Origin of the sequence: Pseudomonas sp. FEMGT703P (genome assembly GCF_002786345.1) — a bacterium.
Taxonomy (GTDB): domain Bacteria; phylum Pseudomonadota; class Gammaproteobacteria; order Pseudomonadales; family Pseudomonadaceae; genus Aquipseudomonas; species Aquipseudomonas peli.
Genome location: NZ_PGCM01000005.1, coordinates 1,324,375 through 1,330,968, shown reverse-complemented (window position 1 = coordinate 1,330,968; position 6,594 = coordinate 1,324,375). Strand labels below are relative to the sequence as shown.

The following is a 6,594-nucleotide window of genomic DNA, read 5'->3' as shown; positions in this document are numbered from 1 at the left end:
ACCCCTGTTACCGCCGTGAAAGGGCGGTGTCCTAGGCCACTAGACGAAGGGGACGCAGCCCGGAAACTACAACTTCTATCCGGCTTCTACACGTTTTGCCGTGAGGCATTGCGCTACGAAGTGGCGCGCATTCTATGGAGCCTTGTAAGGCCCGTCAACCTCTGTGTAAAAATTTTTATAAATCAACGACTTCAGCTGCGAATGTGAGGCAGCTCTATCAGCCTCCCGGCTAACGCACTACACTCGGACGAAAAACCGGTGATCGAGAGGCTGCACCCATGTCCCCACTCGTGATTACCATATTGATTGTGTCTGGCATCGTTATTTTGATCGCCATTGCTTACATCAATCATATGGTCGAGAACAACAAACTGGAGAAGGCGCGCATCAAGGCTGACCTCAATGATCGCCTGCGCCGTTGTACGGACCTCGCCGAAGCACTCCCCGGTCAACTGATGACGCCAGCATTGAAGTTATTGCTGAGCCGCCTGCAACTGCATTTCAGTGAACGCGTACTGCCGTATGACAAGGGCAACAGTGCCCTAAAAGCGCATATTGAAGAGCTGCGTAAAATGATCGCCCAAGGCGAGTCAATTACCGTAAATAATCCGCCACAACCCATCATTAATGAACCTAAAGCGAAGGAAGTACGCTTTCAGCTGGAAAGCCTTCACGGTCAACTGACCCGCTGTGCAAAAGACGGAATTATCCCGACCAATGAGGCCAAGCATTGGTTGAAGGAAGTGCGCCACATGCTGACTCAGGTGCATATCGAATTTTTCGGCAACCTTGGCCAACAGGCCTTGCAGCAGAACCAGCCTGGCCAAGCACGCCTGGCGTTCGAGCGCGGCGCACAATATTTGCGCAAGCAGCCTGACCCCGCTCCTTATCAAAACGCTCTGAAGAAATTCGAAGAGCAATTGGCACGCGCCAACGCCATGGTCCTAGAAAGCAGTAAACCCGTCACCGAGCAGCCCAGCGAACTGGATGCCGGCCTGGAGTCTCTGGGCGGCGACGAGTGGAAAAAGAAAAACATCTACGACTAACCCCTCCAGCGCGCAACGTGCGCGCTATCCATCTGCCACGAGTGCCGCGCATGAGCCTGACTGTTTACGGTGCACCGCTGTCACCCTTCGTTCGTAAAGTGCGTCTGTTTTTGGCTGAAAAGAGCCTGGACTATCAGCTGGAAATCATCCTGCCGTTCGGCCAACCGGCCTGGTACCGCGACATGAGCCCACTGGGCCGTATCCCCGCTCTCAAAGATGGCGATTTCACCCTCGCCGACTCCAGCGTGATCTGCCAATACCTGGACGATAAGTATCCGACCCAGAGCAGCCTTTTAGGCCAGACCGTTGAACAGCGCGCACAGGTACGCTGGCTGGAAAAATATGCTGATTATGAGCTGGCGCCACTCTGTACCTTCACGGTATTCCGTAACCGTGCACTGAAGCCCAGCATGGGGCAAGAATGCGACGAGGCGGCCGTGCAGAAAGCCCTGCTTGAAAAGCTGCCGCCACACTTTGACTACCTGGAAAAATGCCTAGGCTCGGCCCATTACTTGGTGGGTGACAGCCTGACCCTGGCCGACCTGGCACTGACTTGCCAGTTGATCAACATGCAGCATGGCGATGAGCAGGTGGACGCCCAGCGCTGGCCTAATCTGAGCGCGCACGCTGCACGCATCATGGCGCGTGATTCATTGCAGGGCGTATTGCCCGGTGAGTTGAAAATGCTCGCCAAGATGGCCAGTAAGGCCTGAAAAACCAGTCGCCACCCACTAAAAAGCCCGGTCACACCGGGCTTTTTAGTGTTTTGTGTTTGCTCATCCCTTCAGCATTCGGTCAGCTCAACGAATACCTCGACCAAGCGTTCAATACCGGCCTGATCTGCGGCGCTAAAACGCGCCAGCGACGGACTGTCCAAATCCAGCACGCCCAGCAGATGGCCATGCTTGAAAAACGGCACCACCAGCTCACTGTTGGACGCACTGTCGCAGGCGATATGCCCGGCAAAAGCATGCACATTGTCAACCCGCTGGGTCTGCCCAGTCGCCGCGGCGGCGCCGCACACACCGCGGCCGAAGGGAATCCGTACGCAGGCGACTTTGCCCTGAAAAGGCCCGAGCACCAGTTCTTCACCACGGGCCAGGTAGAAACCCGCCCAGTTCAGGTCGCTCAGCTCCTGAAACAGAAACGCCGAAAACTGCGCCGCATTGGCAATAAAGTCGCGCTCACCCGCCAGCAGCGCCTGCAGCTGCGCCACCAGCAGTGGATAGCCATCGAGCCCTGGCCCGCTGTGTTGTAAATCAATCATCGTGCTTACTCAGTAATTGCAGGCCCACCCAATCACGGGCGAATTGATAGGCGCAGCGGCCGTTGCGGTTACCGCGACCCAAGGCCCAGCGTATGGCCGCTTTTTCCAGCTCGTCGTCCCATTGCCAAGCCAAACCGGCCTGCGCGGCATGCACCTCGACCCAGTGCCGGACCACGTCGAGGAAGTGTTCCTGGGTGAATGGATAGAACGACAGCCACAGACCGAAACGATCGGACAGCGCGATCTTATCTTCTACCGCCTCATTGGGGTGCAGCTCGCCATCCACCCGCTGCCAGCTTTCGTTGTCGCTTTGTTTTTCCGGCAGCAAATGACGGCGGTTGGAGGTGGCATACAGCAACACATTGTCCGGCGCACGCTCCAGTGAACCATCGAGCACGGTTTTCAACATGCGGTAATCGCCCTCGCCGGCCTCGAACGACAAGTCATCGCAGAACAGCACAAAACGCTGCGGCAGCTCGCTCAACTGCTCGACGATGCGCGGCAGATCGGCCAGATGGTCACGCTCGATTTCAATCAGGCGCAGCCCCGCCGCCGCATGCTCGGCCAGCAGTGCCCGCACCAGCGATGATTTACCCGTACCCCGCGCGCCCCAGAGCAACGCATGGTTGGCCGGCAGGCCCTGGATAAACTGCTGGGTATTGCGCGCCAACTGAGCACGCTGGCGATCCACACCGATCAAATCAGCCAGCTCCACATCCAGACTGACCTGCAGCGGTGCCAAATAGCCGCTGCGCCCCTCACGCTGCCAGCGGGCCGCAAAGCTTTGCTGCCAGTCAATAACCGGGCGCTGCACCGGCAGCAAAGGCTCCAGACGCGCCAACACAGCCTCAGCACGCAACAAAAAATCACTCAAACGCGAATCCACAACACACTCCAGGGTTTTCGAGTTGTTCTGCCACTGCCGTCCGGCAAAACAGATGGGCTATGCTTGGCAAGCGATTCAACATGAGATCAACCGGCCAATATGGATATAGCGCTTACCCAACGCCTGTCATTCAAACAGGCCGGTTTGACCGTATTGGTAGCCTTCATCCTCGGCACTGCGCTCAGCTTGATACAAGTGGGCATCGATTATGCCAGCGAAGATGCCTCCATCAACCGCGAGATCAACGCACTGATGGAGATCAGCCACAACCCGGCTGCGCGTATCGCCTACAACATTGACGCTGAACTGGCGCAGGAACTGGTGCTGGGCCTGCTGCGCTCACCGGCCGTGATCAGCGCGCAAATCATCGACAACAATCAGCTCACCCTGGCCAGCGTTAGCCGCCCGGCCATGGAAAGTCGCTACAGAGTGCTCAGCGATTTCATGTTCGGCGAGCGCCGGCACTTTGAAACGGCCCTGTTCGTCAGCCATTCACCCGAAGAGCCGCTGGGCAAACTGAGCCTGGAAGTCGACACCTACGCCTTTGGCAGCCATTTCCTCAATCGCTCACTGCTGACCTTGTTGACCGGTTTTGCCCGTAGCCTGCTGCTGTCACTGATCTTGCTGGTGCTCTTCTACTTCATGCTGACCAAGCCACTCACTGGCTTTATCCGCGCCCTCAGCGAGCGCGACCTGCGCAGCCCGAATAACGCCAAGCTGCCCTACCCGCCCAACCATGAACGCGACGAGATCGGCGTGCTGGTCGATGTCACCAACCGTCAGCTAAGCAGCATCGCCAGCGAGATCGAGCAGCGTCAGCAGGCCGAAGCCCGCCTGACTCGCTACCTGGCTGAATTGGAAGACATGGTCTCGGCGCGTACCGAGCAACTGGAAGCCGCCAACAGCCGCTTGCTCGACTCCAACCGCGAACTGGAGCAAGCCAAACGCACGGCATTGGACATGGCCCAGGCGCGCTCAGCCTTCCTGGCCAATATGAGTCACGAGATCCGCACCCCACTCAATGGCCTGCTCGGCATGCTCGCACTGTCATTGGACGGGCCGCTGAATAACGAGCAGCGCCAACAGCTATCGATCGCCCACGATTCCGGCAAGGTGCTGGTCGAGCTGCTCAACGACATTCTCGACCTGTCGAAATTCGAGGCTGGGCAGCTGGAGCTGGAACACATCCCCTTTGACCTCGGCAGCATGGTCGAAGAGACCGCCAACCTGCTGTCGCAGAACGCCGCGCCCGGCGTTGAACTGACCTGCCTGATTGATCCCCTACTGCCCAACCAGCTGCTCGGCGACCCAACGCGGGTCAGGCAGATTGTCAGCAACCTGCTGTCCAACGCGCTGAAATTCACCCGCTTTGGCCGCGTAGATATCAGTGTCAGCACGCATAACGGTGGCGTCAGGATCATTGTGCGCGACACTGGCATCGGCATTGCTGAAGATGCTCAAGCACGGATCTTCCAGCCGTTTGCTCAGGCCGGCGTTGGTATCACCCGACAATTTGGCGGTACCGGCCTGGGCCTTGCCCTGACTCGCCGACTTTGCGAAGCCATGCGCGGCCAACTGAGCCTGGAGACACAGGAAGGCTTCGGCAGCACCTTCTGCGTTGACCTGCCGCTGCCCAGCCAGAACCACACCCAGCCACTTCCCGTGTTGCACGGACGCGTTATTGGCCTCAGTCCAGCGAGCTCAGGCCTGAGTGAACAGCTGAGCCGATTGCTTCCCGCTTGGGGCCTGCACTATCAGCACCAGGATGCCGACAGCGTACTGGGCCCGCTTGATGCGGACGTGCTGATCAGCGACAGCCCGCAGCGTTTGAATGAGCTGCGCGCGCACTCCAGCCTGCCCATTCTGGTGGTCAGCGCCTACGGTAATTTTCTCAGCAGCGAACAGGTGGAGAACCTTGCGCCTATCGAGCAACTGGCCCGACCGCTGTCACGCCAGATGCTGCTGCAGGCCTTACGCCGCATTCTCGGCCAGGGCGCTGCACATGCCGTTGAGCAGCACAGCGAACCGCAACGCAGCCGCCAGGCGCGCGTGTTGCTGGTGGAAGACAACCCAGTCAATCAACTGGTAGCCAAGGGCATGCTCAGCAAGCTCGGCTGCGAGGTGCTATTGGCCAATCATGGTGGCGAAGCGCTGACCTTGCTGGAAACCCAGGCGGTCGATCTGATTCTGATGGACTGCAACATGCCGGTCATGGACGGCTATGAAACCACCCGACAAATTCGCCAGAAAAGCGAATTCGCCGAGTTGCCAATCATTGCCCTCACCGCCAATGCGCTGTCCGATGAACGTGAGCGCTGCCGCGCTGCGGGGATGGACGACTATCTGGCCAAGCCCTTCCGTAAAGACGAGCTAGCAGTGCTGCTCGATCAGTGGTTAAGCGCCATAAACTGATCCAGCAACACGCCCACCTGACTGCGCAGCGCCGCGACCTGATCCAGGTCAACACCGCGCTCGCACAACAACTGGCTTTTCAGCGGCAGCACCTGCTCACGCAAGGCGCAACCGGCCGGGGTCAACGCCAGGTGTACCTCACGCTCATCACTGGCCGAACGCTTGCGCTGCAGCAGCCCTTGCAGCTCCAGGCGTTTGAGCAGCGGCGTCAGCGTGCCGGAGTCGAGCAACAAACGCTCACCCAACGCCTTGACCGTTGGCAGCGCCGGCGGTTGCTGCTGCCACTCCCACAGCACCAGCATCGCCAGGTACTGCGGGTAGGTCAGACCGAGCTGATCAAGCATCGGCTTGTAGGCGCGGATCACCGCCCGTGAAGCGGCGTAGAGCTTGAAACACAGCTGGTTGTCCAGCTGCAGCCCATCGTCATCGTGCTGACTGGCCTGGCTCATTTCAGCAGTGCTTCGATCTCGGCTGTCAGGTCTTCAGGCTTGGTGGTCGGGGCGAAACGCTTGATCACAGTACCGTCGGCACTCAGCAGAAACTTGGTGAAGTTCCACTTGATGCCCTGGCTACCGAGCAGGCCCGGCGCGCTCTTCTTCAGGTTGACGAACAGCGGATGGGCATCACTGCCATTGACATCGACCTTTTTGAACAGCGGGAAGCTCACGCCGAAGTTCAGCTCACAAAACTCACTGATCGCGCCCTCATCGCCCGGCTCCTGCTTGCCGAACTGGTTGCAGGGGAAGCCCAGCACCACCAGACCTTGGTCCTTATACTGCTGCCAGACGTTTTCCAGGCCCTTGTACTGCGGGGTGAAACCGCACTTGCTGGCAGTGTTGACCACCAGCACGGCCTTGCCGCCGAAATCGGCCAGGGTCTTCTGCTCGCCCTTGATGGTGGTAACCGGAATATCGAAGAGTGCGTTGCTCATGCTGGTCATCCTGAGGAGTGGTAATGGACGCAAGATAGCGAGCAATTAAATT

General features: G+C 58.7%; 7 protein-coding genes. 3 read left to right on the top strand and 4 right to left on the bottom strand.

The features are described from left to right. Positions 1–278 precede the first annotated feature (278 nt). Both CUR33_RS10040 and CUR33_RS10035 read left to right on the top strand, forming a co-directional pair. Entirely contained in the window at positions 279–1,046 is a 768-nt protein-coding gene (locus CUR33_RS10040) for a hypothetical protein (RefSeq protein ID WP_289239498.1), read from the top strand. Between the two features lie 50 nt (positions 1,047–1,096). After that, positions 1,097–1,759 carry a glutathione S-transferase family protein gene (locus CUR33_RS10035; RefSeq protein ID WP_289239497.1) on the top strand — a complete coding sequence of 221 codons (663 nt, stop codon included), beginning with the start codon at positions 1,097–1,099 and terminating at the stop codon, positions 1,757–1,759. Between the two features lie 71 nt (positions 1,760–1,830). Here CUR33_RS10035 and CUR33_RS10030 read toward each other — a convergent pair whose 3' ends face one another. Then, positions 1,831–2,313, bottom strand: a complete 483-nt coding sequence (locus tag CUR33_RS10030; protein WP_289239496.1) for a GAF domain-containing protein — start codon at positions 2,311–2,313, stop codon at positions 1,831–1,833. Further along, on the bottom strand, positions 2,306–3,199 hold the full coding sequence (locus CUR33_RS10025; RefSeq protein ID WP_289239495.1) for an ATP-binding protein: 894 nt from the start codon (positions 3,197–3,199) through the stop codon (positions 2,306–2,308). Before CUR33_RS10025 ends, CUR33_RS10030 begins: the two co-directional genes overlap by 8 nt. Before the next feature lie 99 nt (positions 3,200–3,298). Here CUR33_RS10025 and CUR33_RS10020 point away from each other — a divergent pair, with 99 nt between their 5' ends. Beyond that, positions 3,299–5,611, top strand: a complete 2,313-nt coding sequence (locus tag CUR33_RS10020; protein ID WP_289239494.1) for a response regulator — start codon at positions 3,299–3,301, stop codon at positions 5,609–5,611. On the opposite strand, the gene CUR33_RS10015 is transcribed toward CUR33_RS10020, so the two are convergent. Both CUR33_RS10015 and CUR33_RS10010 read right to left on the bottom strand, forming a co-directional pair. Beyond that, the gene (locus tag CUR33_RS10015) at positions 5,587–6,060 is read right to left on the bottom strand and encodes a MarR family winged helix-turn-helix transcriptional regulator (RefSeq protein WP_289239493.1); all 474 of its coding nucleotides are present in this window, start codon (positions 6,058–6,060) and stop codon (positions 5,587–5,589) included. The genes CUR33_RS10020 and CUR33_RS10015 overlap by 25 nt on opposite strands. Then, positions 6,057–6,542 carry a glutathione peroxidase gene (locus tag CUR33_RS10010; protein WP_090387165.1) on the bottom strand — a complete coding sequence of 162 codons (486 nt, stop codon included), beginning with the start codon at positions 6,540–6,542 and terminating at the stop codon, positions 6,057–6,059. Before CUR33_RS10010 ends, CUR33_RS10015 begins: the two co-directional genes overlap by 4 nt. Positions 6,543–6,594 lie beyond the last annotated feature (52 nt).

Excerpts from the sequence above, each read along its gene's own strand:
- CUR33_RS10030 (WP_289239496.1), bottom strand. The coding sequence starts at position 2,313 with ATGATTGATTTACAACACAGCGGGCCAGGGCTCGATGGCTATCCACTG.
- CUR33_RS10010 (WP_090387165.1), bottom strand. The coding sequence starts at position 6,542 with ATGAGCAACGCACTCTTCGATATTCCGGTTACCACCATCAAGGGCGAG.
- CUR33_RS10015 (WP_289239493.1), bottom strand. The coding sequence starts at position 6,060 with ATGAGCCAGGCCAGTCAGCACGATGACGATGGGCTGCAGCTGGACAAC.
- CUR33_RS10040 (WP_289239498.1), top strand. The coding sequence starts at position 279 with ATGTCCCCACTCGTGATTACCATATTGATTGTGTCTGGCATCGTTATT.
- CUR33_RS10035 (WP_289239497.1), top strand. The coding sequence starts at position 1,097 with ATGAGCCTGACTGTTTACGGTGCACCGCTGTCACCCTTCGTTCGTAAA.
- CUR33_RS10020 (WP_289239494.1), top strand. The coding sequence starts at position 3,299 with ATGGATATAGCGCTTACCCAACGCCTGTCATTCAAACAGGCCGGTTTG.